This is a genomic window from Corynebacterium sp. HMSC070H05, from assembly GCF_001837615.1.
Lineage (GTDB): Bacteria > Actinomycetota > Actinomycetes > Mycobacteriales > Mycobacteriaceae > Corynebacterium > Corynebacterium coyleae.
Genome location: NZ_KV833319.1, coordinates 1 through 16962, shown reverse-complemented (window position 1 = coordinate 16962; position 16962 = coordinate 1). Strand labels below are relative to the sequence as shown.

Annotated in this window: 13 protein-coding genes; 5 read left to right on the top strand and 8 right to left on the bottom strand. The window is 59.4% G+C overall.

Features of this window, described 5'->3' with window-relative positions; genetic code table 11:
• Positions 1–216 precede the first annotated feature (216 nt).
• Positions 217–621, top strand: a complete 405-nt coding sequence (locus HMPREF2617_RS05900; protein ID WP_141750427.1) for a hypothetical protein — start codon at positions 217–219, stop codon at positions 619–621.
• 41 nt (positions 622–662) lie between these two features.
• On the opposite strand, the gene HMPREF2617_RS05895 is transcribed toward HMPREF2617_RS05900, so the two are convergent.
• From HMPREF2617_RS05895 to HMPREF2617_RS05875, 5 genes are all read right to left on the bottom strand, one after another.
• A complete protein-coding gene (locus HMPREF2617_RS05895; RefSeq protein WP_070840304.1) occupies positions 663–4199 on the bottom strand; it encodes a type I restriction endonuclease in 3537 nt (1178 codons plus the stop codon).
• A gap of 2 nt (positions 4200–4201) precedes the next feature.
• A complete protein-coding gene (locus HMPREF2617_RS05890) occupies positions 4202–5380 on the bottom strand; it encodes a restriction endonuclease subunit S (protein ID WP_070452925.1) in 1179 nt (392 codons plus the stop codon).
• Positions 5373–7373, bottom strand: coding sequence for a type I restriction-modification system subunit M (locus tag HMPREF2617_RS05885; protein ID WP_070819830.1), 2001 nt, complete (start codon positions 7371–7373; stop codon positions 5373–5375). Before HMPREF2617_RS05885 ends, HMPREF2617_RS05890 begins: the two co-directional genes overlap by 8 nt.
• 171 nt (positions 7374–7544) lie before the next feature.
• On the bottom strand, positions 7545–8075 hold the full coding sequence (locus HMPREF2617_RS12070) for an MFS transporter (protein WP_168167267.1): 531 nt from the start codon (positions 8073–8075) through the stop codon (positions 7545–7547).
• 74 nt (positions 8076–8149) lie between these two features.
• Positions 8150–8950, bottom strand: coding sequence for a YwiC-like family protein (locus HMPREF2617_RS05875; protein WP_371441294.1), 801 nt, complete (start codon positions 8948–8950; stop codon positions 8150–8152).
• A 354-nt stretch (positions 8951–9304) separates the two neighbouring features.
• On the opposite strand from HMPREF2617_RS05875, the gene HMPREF2617_RS05870 reads away from it, so the two are divergent.
• Entirely contained in the window at positions 9305–10000 is a 696-nt protein-coding gene (locus HMPREF2617_RS05870; RefSeq protein WP_246821706.1) for an SLAC1 family transporter, read from the top strand.
• Positions 10001–10005: 5 nt separating this feature from the next.
• Here HMPREF2617_RS05870 and HMPREF2617_RS05865 read toward each other — a convergent pair whose 3' ends face one another.
• From HMPREF2617_RS05865 to HMPREF2617_RS05855, 3 genes are read right to left on the bottom strand one after another with little or no spacing between them, the layout of a single operon-like run.
• Positions 10006–11748 carry an ABC transporter ATP-binding protein gene (locus HMPREF2617_RS05865; RefSeq protein WP_246821707.1) on the bottom strand — a complete coding sequence of 581 codons (1743 nt, stop codon included), beginning with the start codon at positions 11746–11748 and terminating at the stop codon, positions 10006–10008.
• A gap of 38 nt (positions 11749–11786) precedes the next feature.
• Complete coding sequence (locus HMPREF2617_RS05860; protein WP_070422688.1) at positions 11787–13565, bottom strand: ABC transporter ATP-binding protein; 1779 nt, start codon at positions 13563–13565, stop codon at positions 11787–11789.
• On the bottom strand, positions 13562–13867 hold the full coding sequence (locus HMPREF2617_RS05855; protein WP_070422687.1) for a hypothetical protein: 306 nt from the start codon (positions 13865–13867) through the stop codon (positions 13562–13564). Before HMPREF2617_RS05855 ends, HMPREF2617_RS05860 begins: the two co-directional genes overlap by 4 nt.
• 780 nt (positions 13868–14647) lie before the next feature.
• Between HMPREF2617_RS05855 and HMPREF2617_RS05850 the strand changes: the two genes are divergently transcribed.
• The 3 genes from HMPREF2617_RS05850 (at position 14648) to HMPREF2617_RS05840 (ending at position 16913) form a co-directional block, all read left to right on the top strand.
• Entirely contained in the window at positions 14648–15724 is a 1077-nt protein-coding gene (locus tag HMPREF2617_RS05850) for a glutathione S-transferase family protein (RefSeq protein WP_070422686.1), read from the top strand.
• A 462-nt stretch (positions 15725–16186) separates the two neighbouring features.
• On the top strand, positions 16187–16591 hold the full coding sequence (locus HMPREF2617_RS05845; protein ID WP_070422685.1) for a hypothetical protein: 405 nt from the start codon (positions 16187–16189) through the stop codon (positions 16589–16591).
• On the top strand, positions 16584–16913 hold the full coding sequence (locus HMPREF2617_RS05840; protein ID WP_070422684.1) for a transcriptional regulator: 330 nt from the start codon (positions 16584–16586) through the stop codon (positions 16911–16913). Before HMPREF2617_RS05845 ends, HMPREF2617_RS05840 begins: the two co-directional genes overlap by 8 nt.
• Positions 16914–16962: the final 49 nt, after the last annotated feature.

Sequence of the window (16962 nt, the reverse complement as noted above, 5' to 3'; positions counted from 1 at the left end):
TGAACAGCACGACGATTGGATCCAACAAAAGCGCTACATGTCACTGACTGCACTCGAACACACCAAACACCTCATGCACCGACAAGGAGACGACCATGGTGACCACCACCAACTAACCGCCTAACCAAACCCCCAACTTCATACCGAGCCGAAAGCACAAACGGCTACACCACTTCACGGGACTTGACCATACCCCTTCGTGAGCTAGCGAAACAAGTGGAAGCACCGTTGCATCTCGTACAACGATCAAAAGATTTCCTTATCAACAGTCAAGTGATCGTCTTTCGGTGTGATGTGGCTCGCCGAAAGTTCGACTATAAGTTTTCTTTGGTTGTAATCCTGCGCACTAGTCCCGAGTCTGCAAACGAGCTCGTACGCCGCATGGGCAAATGGGCCGAGTCCCGATTCTGCGCAGAAGTGTTCAATAAAGACAACGTTGTCGCTATTTTTGGTATCCGCGATACCCCGCTTATCACCAGCTTGCTAACGCGGATCGAGCGCGAAGCGCCCGCAGCTGAAATTGTTAGCTACGAGATCGCTTACCGCATGGAAAAGGTCTATGGGTGGCTCCTCGACCCAAACGGACACCAAGTAGGACATGTTCCTCTGGAGTTGGCCTAGTCAGTTTTCTTTTCAGAAGATATCGGCCCCGTCCTTGCCCCTTAGTAGTGCTCCACCGCGTACATCACGACGCCTTGGTACAGATCACCGTCCACTGGCAGCGAGTGTCCGACGAACTGTGAGCGAACCACCTCGAACACGTTGGAGGTTCCACGGTACGACAGCGCTTCGTCCAGTGACCGCGCGAGTTGCTCCTCAACAGTAGAAGCACCAGCGTGCATGAGCATTACATCGAGAAGGTCCTGGATACGACGTTCAACCGGCGACTCATCCTGGGGTTCTTCCGCACCACCGATGAGCGCGTCGTCCGGCACAGCAATCCCGCGCGCCTTGTCTTCCATTGCGGCAACTGCAAGACGGGACATTGCAGCGGTGAGAACGTTCAGCGCGTCTTCGCCACCGAGCATGAGGTTAGTGAACTGCTCGTGCTCAGCGTCGGCACCCAAGATTGCGGAAAGCACTTTGTCGCGAAGTTTCGGTGACTTCGCCAACGCCTCCTGCGGGTTCTTGGTGGCAAGGGCTTCCACTTCTTCGTCGTTAGCCAACGCTTCCCACACCGCGTGAACCATGCGAGTATTCGCCGAGTTGGACATGTCGATGCCCGCAGCGGAGAACAGCTCGTTGACCTGCTCCACTGCTTCGCGGAATGCGCCTTGGAGCGGATCCCCTGCCCCACCGGTAGAGACACGACCATCGAACCCTGGAACAGGGAGAGGTGCTCGCGAATCCTCGATGTTGAGTTTCAGCTCAACGCCTGTTTCGACGTCACCCATGACCGCGGTCTTCACTACCTCGACGCCGGTGACGTAGTCCTCCTCGCGTGCTTTCTTGCCAAGCTTGAGGTTGCGCGCGAGCAGGTCGGCGAAGATCGCACGCTTGTGCAGAGTGATGTCTTGGAAGTCGATGAACTGGCTCAAGAAGTCCCACGCGTGAACGTACTTCACCAGGTTCGCACGGAAATCTGTGGCCACTGCTTCGTTGTCTTTGTCCCTGGAGATCAAAGCACCTCCGTAGAACTCGGTCCACCGGGTAATGATTGGATCGATCCCGATTCGGATCAGGCTGTCTTTCTTTTTTACGTCAATGTCCCGGTCCATCACCGTGTCGGCGATCGCTTCCATCTCCTCGACGTCGTAGAACTGGGAGGTGTCCAGTACGCGAGCAAGATCTGCAAGTACGTCGGGGTCTACCTCGGTGTCAATAGACGCCTGCGAGTAGTACGGCTGGAACGAGTGAAGAATCGTTTCGGGGTCATTGACGAAGTCGACGACGAAAGTCTTGGTCTTATTCTTCGACGGCATCGTCCTGTTCAGACGCGAGAGCGTCTGCACCGCCATCACGCCGGACAGTGGCTTATCCACGTACATCGCTGACAGGCGAGGTTCGTCAAAGCCGGTCTGATACTTGTTAGCCACGATGAGGAACTTGTACGCCGCACCGTCGAACATCTTCGTCGTTTCCATCCGACGATGCCCCTCAGGTGCGTTCTCGTTGTTGAGGGAGGATTCCGTAACGATCTCCTCGATGTCCTCGTCCTTGGACACGTCGAGCGAACCAGAGAACGCCACAAGTGCTTCGATCCCGTGGTATTTCGGATTGGACTTGATCACGTCCTGAACCGCCCGGAACCAGGTGTATGCGCTCATGCGGTCGTCGCAAACGACCATTGCTTTCGCGGTCGATCCGAGCAGGAAGCGCACGTTGTTATTGAAGTGCTCGACGGCAACTTCGGCCTTGGAGTGGATCGTCTTCTCGTGGGAGCGAACGAAATGCTTGAGTGCAGATTTTGCCTCGCCAAGAATGACGTCGTCTTCGCGGCCAAGTTGATCTTCGATCTTGGCGTAGAGCGACAGTGAGATGTAGTTCTGGAGCACGTCCAGGATGAAGTTCTCATCGATTGCCTGCGCCATGGAGTACAGGTCAAATGCCACGTACTTCTCTGGGTTGTCCGGGGACGGCTCGCCAAACACAGCAAGAGTCTTTGCCTTGGGCGTTGCGGTCAGCGCAACGAGGGTGACGTTCGACGAGCGGGCGACTGCCGAATCTCGCTGCTGCTGCAGACGGTCCTTTTCGGCACGCGTGAGCCCGCCAGATTGAGTCGAACCGGCAGGCTCGCTGAGCGCTGCCCCACCATCGAGCATCTCTTCGTCTTCAATATCCGCAGCCGCTCGCGTTGCTGCTTCCGCAAGCTCATCAGGAGTGTCCGAAAGAGTCTCCAGCAGTGTGCGGGAGGTCTTGCCGTGTTGGGACGAGTGCGCTTCGTCGATAATGACCAGCCAACGGCGGTCTCGCAGCTTCGGAGAACGGTCAATCGTTTTCGCCAGTGCCGGGAATGTCTGCAGCGTACAGGACAAAATGCGCTTGCCCTGGGTGAGATAGTGGTTAAGTTTCTCGGACTTGGACGTGTCGTCACCGGTGATGTTGATGACCATGCCTTCAGAGGCCTGGAGCAGCGAGAGTCCATCCGCCACGTTCTTATCCAGCACGGTGCGATCCGTGACGACGATTACACAATCAAAAAGTTTCGTCCCGTCTTCATGGATCATCTTGTTGGCACGGTGCGCCAACCATGCAATGGTTTTCGTCTTGCCTGAACCCGCAGAGTGCTGAATCAAATAGCGCCTGCCGGTGCCGTTGGTGGCGACATCGCTGGTGACACGCTCAACAGAGCGCAACTGGTGGAATCGCGGGAAGATCAGGCGCCCCTCATTGCCCTTCATGGACGGCTCCCACAGCGCGTAATCCTTCAGGATGCGCAGCAGCAGATCCGGTGAGCACACCCACTCCCACAGGTAGGAAACGTTGTACCCGTTGGGGTTGTCGGGGTTGCCAGCGCGGCCTTCCTCGGTTCCCTGGTTGAACGGAAGAAAGACGGTATCGGTGCCGTTGAGTTCTGTGGTCATCGTGACTTCACGGGAGGACACCGCGAAGTGGACGAGGCAGCGGCCAGGGTTGAGCAGCGGGCGGCTGGAGCGATTCGGCTTGCGGTCGTGCTTGTACTGCTTGACGGCATCGTCAATCGACTGCGTGTTGTCAGTCTTGAGTTCCATCGTGATCACGGGGATGCCGTTGACCAGCAGCACAAGGTCAATCTCGCCAAAACCACCTTTTTCAAAGTGGACTTGCTGCAGCACGCGTAGGCGGTTTTCCTTCGCCTTGTCGATCACATCCGTCTTCGCCGGGTCATACGGGTAGAAGCCCGCCATGTCCGGGAAGTTCACAGTGCCGAGGTCTGTCTGCGTGAACGAGAACCCATCTCGAAGCGTGCCCAGAAGTCCGCCGTTGACCTTCTTGGTGATGCCATCAAGAATTGGCGTGTAGTCGAGTTCCTTGGTCAGGCGCTTTAACAGCCGGTGCTCGCGAGATTTTCGCTCTGTGTCGTTGGCTGTCTTCGGAATCGCACGCTCGTACTCCTCTGGATACTGGGACTTCAGCCAGTGGAGTACGTCTTCGGGGAACAGTCCAAGTTCGGGGTCGAACCCCTTGTCGTTGGCACCCTCGTTCCAGATCCAACCTTGGCTGTTGAGAGATCGGCAGATGGTCAGTTCCATCGCTTCTTCAAGAATCGGGTTCACCATGATTAGACCTCTTTCCGCCCCGTTACGACTTCAGTGATCAGCGCAGTTTTGCGTGCTTTGAGGTTTTCGATGAGTTTGGTGGATTCCTCGATGAGTGCGTCCATGCGTGACAATTCCTCCTGAATGAAGACATTCATCGAGATGGCAGAATCAGTATCTTTCGGGAAGGGAAATGCAATCTCCCCCATGTTGAAAGCGGTCAATTTAGGCTGGGCGCTCCCAGTGATTAGATGGTGGATCGGGGAAATCTCGATTGCAGCAGCGAGCAGTTCTGCGGGATAGTTATGTCGAGGCTTGAGAACATGCGCATGGTTGTTTACCCAATACTGCCCATCTGCAACGAAGGCAATAGGGTGATTACGCATTGCTAGGTTTGCCCCATCTTCGGAAACTAGCAAACGTTTTTCGTTGTCCCAGATGTAATCGTTTACGTAATCGATGACTCCGGATGCCCCGTAGTACGGGTACTCTCCCTGGATATCTTTTCTGTCCCCAGAATCAATTGGAACACGGCGGTTGTCTTCACTATCTACCAAAAGTTTCAATCGTTGCGGGACGAGATTCCATCTTTCGCTTTTCTGAAACTCAAACTCCACGAAACGCTTCTTGCGATACCTAAGACTTCCGACCAGCCCTTCGAACTCTTCGATCAGCGCGTCCATCTCGCTGATTTCCTTGTCGAGATAATCAGCGATACAGCGCTGGGTTTCGAGATCAGGAAGGGAAATTGGTAATGATGAAACTGTTTGCTGAGGAATCGAGACGCGGGTAACTCCATTCGCACGCTTTTCCCAATACTCGCTTGTTTCCCTACTCAGCATCAAGTAGTAGAGAAACTTCGGGAAAACTTTTCCGGAATGAGCACGAAGAACCGTCAAGTGATAACCACAGACGAGCGAATCATGAGTGGAATCTACGTATGCAGGGATACCTATATCGTCCGCTGTTTCGGAGTCCTTCGTGATAATGACATCACCCTCCGCCAACCGGAGCCTCACAATTTGATCCGGAGAGGCGGTTGCCTTCATGAAATCAAGATCCGTTGTAATCGTGTCGTTGTAGTAAACATCCGTGTAGTTACACAGTTCGACAGCGGGTTCATCCGGCTTGGATTTCTTATCGACATTCGATTGCAAGATCGTGGAGATCAACCCCAACTTGTTCGGGTGAAACTCAGTCATCTGCCCGCACCTCTCCGAACATGGCGTAGATACGATCCAGGGAGTCAGCGATATCCGCGTCCAGTTCCTCCAAGGAGCGAGACTCTTCTGGCTTGTAGAACAGGCGGGTCAACGGTAGTTCCGTGCCAACCTTCGCCAAGGACTCGTCCCACTGCATATCCGGAACGAACGGGAGCACCTCACGCTCCATATGCTCGGACACGTCTTCCAAGTATGGGACGCGCTCGATCACCTTGGAAGCAGCGTCCACGACCGGGTTCCCCTTCTCATCGAGAGATGCAGGCGCATTCTCATCTTCCACTGCCAACGCCTTCATAATGTGGCGAAGCAGTGGCGCGCCCATCTTCACACCGCGTTCCTTCGCAGCAGACTTGAGCGCCTTAGACAGGTCGTTGTATTCGCGCCCTTTCATCTCGCGGATGACTGCTTCATGCTCTGGAAATGCGGTCTTATGACTCATAGCTTCCGCCACAGTCTCGTCGGTGACGCTGACGGCGTAGTGCGCCAACTTAAACATCGGCACATCGCGGTAAGTCAGTTCATCAGCTGTCACGATGATAGAGCGGTCACTTTCCTCGAAATCCTTGTAGATCTTCGTGATGTCGCGGATGCTGTCTTCAGAGAACTCGACACGCTTGTTACCCATCGATTTACGCATCGGGGCGCAAATTTCGGTCGCGTCGATGAACTGGATCTTGCCACGACGACGTGGTTCCTTGTTCCTGTCAAGGATCCAGATGTAGGTGGCAATGCCGGTGTTATAAAACATGTCATTTGGCAGCGCGATGATCGTGTCCAGCACTTCGGTGCCACCTTGCGCGCCGATGAGGTACTTGCGGATACTGTCCGGACCGCTTTCGGCATCGCCGGTAAATAGCGGGGAGCCATTCGTAACCACAGCAGCGCGACCACCCTTCGTTGCACCATCAGCCGCAGCGAGTTTGTGCGCGATGTGCATCAGAAACAGCATTTGGCCATCGCTGACAGCGGGAAGCCCCTCAGCAAAGCGTGGATCGCCCTGCTCCTGGAGCGCCTTGACGTCCTTCTGGAATGCCTTCCAGGACGAACCGTATGGCGGGTTCGCCATGATGTAGTCAAAGGTTTCGTCGGCGTACTGATCATTGGTCAGGGAGTTGCCAAACTTCAACACTTCTGGGTTCTTGAACCCCTGCATGAGCAGATCAGACTTGCCCATAGCGAATGAAGATTCCTTGAGTTCTTGTCCTGCAACGACGATCTCAATACCTGGGTTGATAGCCCGGAGCGCATCACGTGCAGCGATGAGCATGCCGCACGTACCGGCGGTGGGGTCGTAGACGGAACGGATGATGCCGTCTTCCTCCAGTTCGCTGTCGTCCGAGGTGAACAGAATGGACGTCATCAGACGAATCGCGTCGCGCGGAGTGTAGAACTCACCGGCGTCTTTCGCTTTTCTGGCGAAGGAACGATACATCAGGTTCTCGAAGATGTCGCCCATCGTCTGATCCTGGAGTGCCTCGTCAGACATGTCGATGGACGCGAAATGGTTCACCACATTCCAGAGTTGATTATTGCGGTCAAGGAAGTCGATGAGTTTCTCGAACTCAAACGCTTTCCAAATCTCTTGGATATTTGCAGAGAACGCCCTGAGATACTGCAGCAGCCCTTCCTTCAACGTGTCGTCGGAGGTGGCCAGGCGTTCGAGAGACAACTGAGACGTGTTCCAAAAACGAAGCTTGAACATGTTCTCGATCTTGAGATTCACAATCGAGGGATCTGTTCCCTTCACGTTCTCCCGGTGGACGAGATCTAATACGTCCTTCTTCGTCGACTCCAATCGACCTTCAAGGCGACGGAGCACAGTGAACGGAATGATGTAGTCACCGTAATTCTCGGCCGGGACAATAAGCCGCAGGTAATCATCTGCGGTCTGCCAAATGGCAGCGTTGAGGCTGTTGACCTTGGCAGTTTGCTTCGGCGTGATCGAATCGAGGATCTCTGAGGTGTCAGTCATCGTTGCTTCCTTGTGAATCTGTAGACGCCTGATTGTCCCACAGGAATCACTCATTTTCGGACAACAAATGTTGGTGTTTCACCGTACGAGCGGGAGGTTTGCCACTGTGCACCGATCCATGTCGCGCGACGAAATGCTTCTCGAATATCTCAAGACCACCAAAACCGGCACCTACCTCATCCCACCCGGTGTGGGTGAGACCGGTTTCGTCGGTGAAGGAATGTTTGCCTGGCCCCTGTCCTGTATCTCGCCTTTGCGTCCTTTCACCGCCACAACAACGCCCACGATGTAGGACACAATCACTCCAAGGACACAGAGCAAACACAATGTTGAAGAAAGATCTAACGCCCGTCTCCCTACAAGCTGGGTGAAAACGGATTTCACGCTCTCTTCAGTGTCACCGGTATCGACCATAAAGAAGCCGGCGAGGAAGAGAAACACCGTTACCGCGATGAAGGCCCAAGACTCACGCCACCCGAAGGACTTATACGGCCCTGCCTGCGGGCCGTCCTTCACGTGGCGTACGGGGATAAACCACAAAGCAAGAAGCGCAAGTGCGGCGATCACCCCAGCTGGAACGGAGTAGAACACGAGCCATCCGCCCACCCCAAACAGAATCCGCCCTACTGCAAAGAACGCCGCCCCTAACAGGCTCAGGATAAGCGCCGCGACGGAGTTGATACGGACATTCCGGCAGTTCATGCACCACATCATACGGCGGAAGCCATGGGCTGTATCTCGATCAGCCAAAGTGACGAGACAGCGAATGGGGCGCCTCAGAGCAGCACAACGATGACCACCAGCACTGTGATGGCAGCGTCCAGAAGTCCGACGACCTTCGGCGTCCATGGCTTCTCACGACGTGCGCCGGTAATCGGCATCAGCGTCGCCCGCGCGAGAAACACGACGGCCAGGACGATGATCGCTGGATGGAACGGATGCCCGCCGGTTACGAGCACGGCGACGACGGCGGCGACAAGCACGACGACGTGATAGCCCACCGACCCGATGAACCAGGGCCTGGAGCCACGTTCACGGATGAGCGTCTTCACGTAGGGCACAGTGCCAACGAAGTACGCCAGGTACACGGCAAATGCGGCCCACGCTTCCACATCCAGGCCTCCCCCGGCCCAGGCGGCCACCGGCAGGATGAGGCAGGCCGCTACGACAGTGGACACACCCGACAACAGCGATCTCGGACGCCGCTTCCATGCCTCGAACACGGCTATGGCCACCAATGGCGCAAACGCCGGGACCCACATGAGAAGCCGCCAGTCGAAGATCAGCGTTGTCACGCCCGCGACGGCGGCGAGCGCCCCGTAGACAAGGACCGGGGGCCGGTTGCGTTCGCGGAAGCGCGAGCGGATCCAGACGCTGCTGGCGAAAAACGTGAAATAGCCGAGCCACCAGGTCAGCAACAGGGGAATCGCAGTCCACGACGGCGCCAGGATGACACCAGTAATAGCGGGGACGGTGACCATAAACCAGGCGCCGTGTTGGTCGGGCACCCAACCGGGTGAGCGTCGGCGTGTGCGGGGGTTGCGCGACACGCTACGCTGCGCCTGGCTCTTCGACATGTTTTCACCCTACTGATGCGAATCCGTGATGGGCAATTGGCGTGGTCTTTTCCGTCGATTCGAAGCACCCGGCGCCGTCGCGCGCTTCAGGCCATTCGCGTTCTAAAAACCACAAAGCCCCGACCCAAAGTGGATGAGACGAGGTGGCAGGCCTAGCGTTAGTCCTATGACGTTGCCAAAGTTCGGTCCCGCTTGGGCCGGTGCTTTAATGGGAACCTCGATTGCGTCGAGTTTGACTGGGTTACATGGATTTCATGTAGCCCAGCTCGTGTTTGCGCTCATCGCGGCGGGACTCCTTGTTGTGTTCACGGTCGGCGTGCGCAATGAGCCGCCGCGGCACCAGAACATGGCGGCGTGGGGCATGTACGCGATGGGGCTGCCGCGTGCGGCTCGGCGTGGACGGCACTCACGGGCAACGATGCGTTCCAGCTGTTCAGCTGGTGGGTCGGTGCGCCACTGGCCATCATCGTGTGCTTGTGGCAACTCTGGGGTTTGTGGAAGCAGTCCGCGCACTACACCGAGCCTGCGTTCCCGTGGGGCTTGGCGCTCGTGTCCCCGATGGTCGCTGCGACATCCGGCGGGCAGCTGGCCACCCATCACGGCGAGTTTTATCACTACGCGGGTGAGCTGTGCTTCTTCCTCACGTTCTTCACCGCGATCCCACTCTTCCTCTACTGCTACTGGTCCCGCACGCGCCCACGTGGCGCCGCCGCGGGTACAGCGTGGATTCCCCTCGGTGTTGTCGGCCAGTCGACGGCAGCATCGACATTGCTTTTCGACGCCCACCTGTACGGCCTCATCATGTTCACCCTCGGCGCACCGTGTGTCCTCTACGCCATGTACTGCTTCTACGAGGCTGTCCTCCACTGGGCGCCCTACGGCCCTGGTTGGTGGGGCTCTACCTTCCCCGTGGGCACCCTGTGCTTGGGTGCTTGGGACGAAGGCTGGCACACACTTTCCTTGGCCCTCCTCGTGCTCTTGCTCCTCCACTGGGGTGTCTGCGCGGTGCGCTTTGGCTCCTGGGAACTAAGCCAATCTGGCGCTAGATGAACTAGCTATCCGCGCTTCTCCGATGCCGTCGTCGTGGTGGTCCACGACGAGCTGGATCTGGATCCCGGGGAACTCCCCGTCCGGCACGCCCAAGACTCGGCGTAGCGGCCGCCCTTCGCCAGCAATTCATCGTGCGTGCCCCGTTCTGCGACCGTCCCGTCCTCCGAAAGCACGACGATGAGGTCGGCATCGCGGATGGTGTGCAGGCGATGGGCGACGACGATCACAGTGTGATCGCCGCGCAACGCCTCCATCGTGCCGACGATCGCCCGCTCAGTGGCCGCATCCAGCGAGGACGTCGGCTCGTCGAGAAGCACCACCGGGGAATCCTTCAGAAGCGCCCGGGCGATGGCGAGGCGCTGCCGCTCACCTCCCGACAGCAGCGTCCCCTCTTCCCCCACTGGGGTATCCCACCCGGAAGGCAGCAGCTCCACGATGCGGTCCACCCCGGAACGCCGGGCGGCCTCGCGCAAGCGGTCCCCGTCACCGGGCCTGGAACCGAATCCGGGGTCGGCGAAGACCACGTTGTCCCGCACGGACGCGTCGAAAAGGAACGTCTCCTGGAACACCGGGGTCACCAGCGAGTTCACGCCGTCGGTGCCGATCCGAGGCAAGGGCACCCCGCCGATGAGGATCTCCCCCGAGTCCGGATCATGAAAACGCGACAGCAGCCGCATGACCGTCGTCTTGCCCGACCCCGACGGTCCCACTACGGCAACCAGCGCTCCCTGAGGTGCACGGAAGCTGACGCCGTCGAGAACCTTCTTATCTCCGTACCCGAAGCTCACGCCGCGGAACTCCACGTCATACCCGTCGGGCAGCTCCGGTGCGGCAGGTTCGGGAAGAGCGGGGATTGCCCGCAGGTCACGCAACGCAGCCAACGTGTTGCGGCCCGCACCGAAACCGCCGGACAACGCTCCCGCCGTGGTGATCGGTCCGGTGAACTGGACGAGCACGATGAGTATCGGCGCCAAATGCGCCGGCGCCATCCCGCCCGTCGCGGCGACTGCCACGGCGACGATCACCGCCGCCGTGAACACTGCATGGACGACCGAACCCAACCGTCCGATGGCCGCCCCCTGCGTCGACGTCGCCTTCGCGAACGCATCGTGCTGGGCCTGGATAGCCTCATCCACCATCGCGTCCGCCGCCGAACCGTCGCCCGCGGCGCGAATCGCCTGCTGGCCACGGGTGAACTCGATCAGCCTGCTGGAGACGGCAGCGACGGCCTCAGCATGCGCTTCGTCCGACTCCCCGCCGACCCGGCCAATGGCCCGGTAGGCGAAGAAGAGCACCGGCGCCGACGCGACAAGAACCAAACCGACGCGCCAATCCACCGCCAGAATTCCGAAGGCGATGACGGTCGGCGTAACCACCGCGGCGATGACGGGCCGCAGGATCACGTGCGGCACGGACGCCGCGAACGCGATACCCGACGACGCCATCTCCGAAAAGCGGCCGGCCGTGGACTTGGTGACGTACCCGAGTGGCAACGTCAGCACGCGTTCGCCCAGGGAATGCAGCAGGGACGACAGCACCGCTGCGGAATTCGCCCTGCCGACTGTCCCCGCGGCGAGGGACAGCACCGCATGGGCGGCCGCGAGGCCGGCGATGACGCCGGTGAAACGCCACGCCGTCGCATCATCTCCCTCGGCCAGAGCCGACAGCAGCGGCAGCAGCGCGACGAACGCCGCTCCCTGGGCCAGCGCGGCAAGCGTGGCCAACGCAATGAGCCACACCAGCGTCATTCTCGAGCGCCGATCCGTCATCGACCACAAGTCTCGAATCATCGGTTCCCCACCTTTTCATCGTCTGATTCAGCGCCCCGCGGGGCGGATGGTTCGTCGTCGAGCGTGAACGCGCGCCACAAATCCCGGTAGCGGCCACCGCGCGCGAGCAACTCGTCGTGGGTACCCGCCTCCGCGACCGCTCCCCCATCGAGAACGAGGATGCGGTCGGCGTTGCGGATCGTGCTCAACCTGTGCGCGATCACAATCACCGTCCGCGAACGGGCCAAACGCTCGATTGCGGACTGGATGAGGGCCTCGGAAGCCGGATCCGCGTAAGCGGTTGCCTCGTCGAAGATGAGCACCGGCGCGTCCGTGACGATCGACCTCGCGATGGCTACGCGCTGCGCCTCACCACCGGAAAAGGTCACGTCGACGTTGACCACCGAATCCAGGCGCTTCGGCAGCGCCGCAATGACCGCATCGAGGTTCGCGAGCTTCGCGGCCGCCATGATTTCGTCGTCGGTGGCGTCTCTCCTGGCCAGCCGGATGTTCTCCCGCAACGGCAGCGTGAACAACTGCGGATCTTGGAACACCACCGACACCGAGCGGTGCACGTCGCGCACGGCAATGTCGCGAAGATCGACGCCGCCCAGCAGCACCGAGCCTTCAGCAGGGTCGTGGAAACGCGCCAACAGCCGGGCGACGGTGGACTTTCCGGAACCGGAGGACCCCACCAGCGCAGTGAGGGTCCCTGGTTCGAACGTCGCGGACATCCCGTCGAGGACCCGCGGCCCATCGCCGTAGGAGAAGACCAGGTTCCGGACCTCGAGCGCGCCTCCGCGCGCGGGCACCGGATCGGCGGGCTCGGCGATCGGCGGCGTGCTCAGTACCTCCGCGATGGACTTCAGGGCAGCGATCCCCGCGATGATGGGTTCGGAGTTCATGGCCACCCGCACGATCGCCGCGGAGAGTCCAAGGCTGAGAACCAGCCCGGCGACGAGACCCTCCGGTATGCCGCCCGCGGCGTCCCTCAGAGCGAGGCCGGCCCCGCACACCACTGCGAGAACTGTGGTCGGGGACGTCACCACGTCGATGAGCCCGAGATAGATGTTCGACTGCCGGGACCAGGCGGACCACGCGCGGACGAACGACAACGCCGCGGCATCGTAGCGACCCGCGCCCTGGTTAGCGCGCCCGAAGGACTTCATCACCGGGATACCGCGCACCAGCTCGATGACCGCGGCCGTCACTCCTTCGGAGGCTCGCTCGTAGTCGCGCTGAAGAGCGGCTCCGCGCGAAATCATCACGCCCATCAGGGCGAAGGTGACCAGCACCGGGACGACCGCCACCACCGCGATCCGCCAATCCACCACGACGAGCGCGATGAGGGAAAGCAGGGGAACCAGCACCGCCACCACGGTCTCACCGACGGTGTGGCCCATGAGCTGGTGGACAGCCGCGACGTCCTTCTCAACCGACTCGATGATTCCCGACGAGCGCCGGGCGTCCAGCCAGCCCAGCGGCAACTTCCGGATTTGGGCGACCAGCCGGCGCCGGAGGTGGAGCTGCAGGTCGTTATCCGCCCGGTGCGAGAGCATGCCGGCGGCGCCGTCTGCGGCCATGCGCACCGTTGCGGCGACGACGATGACAGCCACGGCCAACCACGTCCGATGCTCCGGGGCCTCCGGGTACGTCATCGCGATGTCGATGATGCCGACCAGCGAAGCGACGGTAGCCACCGACGACAGGACAGATAACGCGACCACCGCCCGCATCCGGGTCCGAATCGGGGCGAGCAGCGACCACGGGCCTACGGTCCCGTCCACAGCGCTCACTTGCCCGCCTCCCCGATCGCGCTTTTCTTCGTGAGAGTGCAGAAGTACACCATGCCGACGTGTGAGGCTCCGCCCAGCTTCAACCCGTTGGCTTCGGCGAGGTCCTCGACCTCGCTGCCCGGCGACCCTGCCGAGCGGCGCGAGGACGTCGGCGACGTGGAATTCCGTCCGGCCCCGAGCCCTTCGACGGCGGCGTCCATCGGTTCACGCGCATAGCGGCTGAGGAACCTCGGCTGGACCTTGTCCTCGTAGGCCGAGAGGAGTCTGAGGTTGTTCTGGACGATCTGGGCAATCGACTTCATCTGGTTCTGTCTCCGGGTGTGTGGGCCGCGTCCACGCGGCGGTTTCGGGTTAGGTGATCGGGTTCGCGGGCCGTCGTCGGCGGTGCCGCCCCCTCTCGGCCGACTCGTCGACTCATTGGTCGCTGTGGTGGGTTCATCAGTCACAAGCGGCACTGTGTTGCCCTCTCAGAAGATAATAACCATTATTACGTTAGGTTAGCCTAACCTCGCATGCGACTCAAGCCCCGTCTCGTGCGTTTGATAGACATTGCTGAAACCGAGATCGCGCAAAACCAGCACACCATTGAGTGACGCGTGGACGAAGACTCAGGATGGGCGCAAGAATCCGCAGGCGTTTTTAACAATCTTCTCGGTGAATCAGCCTGTAAATCCGGGGAATCCCCGTACTCAGGGGACGATCACTACCCCGCTGGAGTGGGAGCAGAAGGCTTCTCCGGATAAGCGCTCTGGTAATGGCCCGAAACCGAAGGTGCGGGCGTGTCCCAAAATGGCACGGCTATGGATCCGGCGCTCGGTCAAGGGGTTCCAGCGCCCTTTCACCGCCATCGACCATAAAGAAGCCAGCTAGGGAGAGAAACACCATGACCGCGATGAAGGCCCAGGATTCGCGCCATCCGAAGGCTTTGTATTGCCTTGTCTCTGGGCCTGTCTCTGGGCCTGTCTCCGGGCTTTCCGTCACACTGCTCATCCTCTTGCAACAGCACATCCCCCCTCGCTCATGATCAGAAACAGCCTATAGTTGACGTGTCACAAACTTTTCACGCGATAAGGGAGGACACGATGACTACAGACGCACAGAAGGACTGGGCAGGCGATGCCCAGAACGCCTCAACAGACGGCGAGTTCAAGCGGGATACGAACTATATCGGTGACCGCATTGTGTCGTCGATAAGCAATGAAGCTTCGCACTGGCCCGTGCAGCCGCACCGCTACCGTCTCATCGCCGCACGTGCCTGCCCATGGGCGCATCGCGCTGTCATCGTGCGGCGCCTGATGGGGCTGGAAGATGTGATCTCCTTGGGCCTGGCTGGCCCGACTCACGACAAGCGCTCCTGGACCTTCGACTTGGATCCGGGCGGCGTGGACCCCGTGCTACAGATCCCCCGCCTGCAGGATGCATACTTCGCACGCTTTCCCGACTACCCGCGCGGCATCACCGTGCCGACAATCGTGGAAGAAGCAAGCGGCAAGGTGGTGACGAACGATTACAACTCCATGGTCCGCGACTTCCAAACCGAGTGGACCGCCTACCACCGCCCCGGCGCCCCGAACCTGCTGCCACCGGAAGAGCTGCGCGAAGAGGCGGAGGCGATCAACGACTTCCTCTTCCGCAAGTTCAACAACGGCGTGTACCGCGCCGGATTCTCAGCCTCCCAAGACGCCTACGAAGAAGCCTACGACGACGTGTTTGAGGTCCTCGACTGGCTCGAAGACCGCCTAGCCAACCACCGCTTCATCATGGGCGAACACATCACAGAGACCGACATCCGCGCCTACACCACCCTCATCCGCTTCGATGCCGTCTACCACGGCCACTTCAAGACGAACCGCAACAAGATCACCGAACTCCCAAACGTCTACGGCTACCTCCGCGAGCTGTTTCAAACCCCCGGCTTCGGCGACACTACCGACTTCACGGAGATCAAACAGCACTACTACATCGTCCACCGCGAAGTGAACCCCACCCGGATCGTCCCCTCCGGGCCCGACCTTTCCGGCCTCACCCAACCCCACGGCCGCGACCATCTCCCGGGCTCCCCCTTCGCCGCAGGCACCACCCTCCCCGGCCCACTGCCCGAATCCGAGAAGCTGAAGAACCCCACGGATTTCCAACGGGAGCTCTTCGGGCTGGAGTAGGTCTTCTGGGGGTAAGGGGCCAGAAAGTGTGTCTGGGATCGGGGATTTTTAGGTTCTGACCTGTAGGGTAGCGTGAAATATATGCTTTGGGAGCATATATCTGGCCTCAACACGGTGAATCCCCGGTGTGGCTGCCAGTCTGTGGTAGTAGGCGGTGGTGTGGTGGCTCAATGCCAAAGAACCGACCACGCTGCTACTGCGGCGGTGATACCAAACGCAATGGAACAACCAGCAAAGGCACTACCCGATGGGCGATGTAAGGCCGTGGAGCCTCAGTCAATAAAAGTCGGCCAGATGTCACAGTAGCAGACCACCAGCCCCGTTAGACCCCATGCGTAGCTGTATCCCCACTATGCACAGTCTTTCACTTGCACACTTGGCAAGCATTAGACTTGCAATTAAGGCAAGTATTACACTTGCCTTAATTGCAAGCCAGTGAAGTTGACGTTAGGGAGAAGAACGATGAGCGACGACCTTAAGATCATTCACGACGTTCAAAAGCGCACCACGTGGACGCAGAGCTGGTGGGCGGTGGCGATAGTGGCGCTTGGCGCCGGCGGCGGTATCGCGCTATTCAAGCTGTCATGGTGGTACGGCCTCGCGGTTCTTGTACCGACGTTCGTTCTGGGCTATCTCCTCAAAGATAAGATTGCGAACCCCTTCGTTCGGGTCAATCCCAATATGGGGCCGAGTAATGATCGCGCCACCTGGTCACGAGTACTGCTGCCAGGTGCCATGATGTTCTCCACCGTGCCGACGCCTGATACTTGGCCGTGGATGATTGTCTGCGGCGTCGTTGTTTCTACGGCGACGGCATGGATGTTGTATGAGAACCGCAACGCCGCCGTAAAGGGCGTCAATGTCTAAGGATCCTTCACCACGCCCAGCAAAGCTGGATCCGGTCATCCACCCCATCAATCGGCTTAAAATTTGTGCCACGCTGTTCCATTCAGGCGCAACCGGCGGCAGGCAGATGAAATACGCCGTGCTTGCAGAGCTCACCGAGCTTCCTGCCGATACGCTTTCCAAGCAGTTGAAACATCTTGAGGACAGCGGCTATATCAGCCGCACCCGCGAATATGGCTCCACGCGCGCGAAAGACGCCGTCTGGGTCGCGTTGACCCAGACTGGAACAGAAGCCTATGCACAGCACGTTGCGGCGCTTAAAGCCATGACAGAGGGCTCATAGATTGGGTCAAGTCCCGTGAAGTGGTGTAGCCGTTTGTGCTTTCGGCTCG